This window comes from Paracraurococcus ruber, from assembly GCF_004353985.1.
GTDB lineage: Bacteria > Pseudomonadota > Alphaproteobacteria > Acetobacterales > Acetobacteraceae > Paracraurococcus > Paracraurococcus ruber.
Map to the genome: position 1 here is coordinate 1 of NZ_SMOA01000701.1, position 462 is coordinate 462.

Genomic DNA, 462 nt, shown 5'->3' on the forward strand with positions numbered 1-462 from the left:
GCGCTGGTCCGGCGCGGCGCGGCGGCCGAGGCCGCGGCGCTGCTGGCGGCGGCGCTGGCCCGCTGCGCCGCCGGCGAGGATGGCTGGGCGGTGCCGGAATTGTTGCGGCTGCAGGGCGAGGCCGGCTTCGCCCTGGAGGCCGATGCCGGAGCCGCGGCCGGGCTGTTCCGCCGGGGGCTCGCCCTGGCGCGGCGGCAGGGTGCGGTGGCCTGGGAGTTGCGGCTGGCCCTGGCGCTGGCGCGGCTGCCCGGCGGCGATGCGCGGGACCTGGTCGCGCCGGTCCTGGCGCGCTTCGCCCTGGGGGCCGAGACGGCGGATATGCGCGCCGCCCGCGCCCTGCTCGGCGCTGCCGCGGAGGACCAGGGCCCGGCGCGGACCGCGCCGGGCCCTGCCGGGCCGGAGGCGTGACCCTGCGCGGCCGTCGCGGGACGACGCGGCGCGGCATCCGGCGCTGACCGCGGG

Annotated in this window: 1 protein-coding gene; it reads left to right on the top strand. The window is 82.9% G+C overall.

Translation table 11 applies throughout. The features are described 5' to 3' along the window. Nucleotides 1-408 (top strand): hypothetical protein (locus tag E2C05_RS33885; protein WP_205083322.1); only part of this gene is annotated, 408 nt, incomplete at its 5' end. Nucleotides 409-462: the final 54 nt, after the last annotated feature.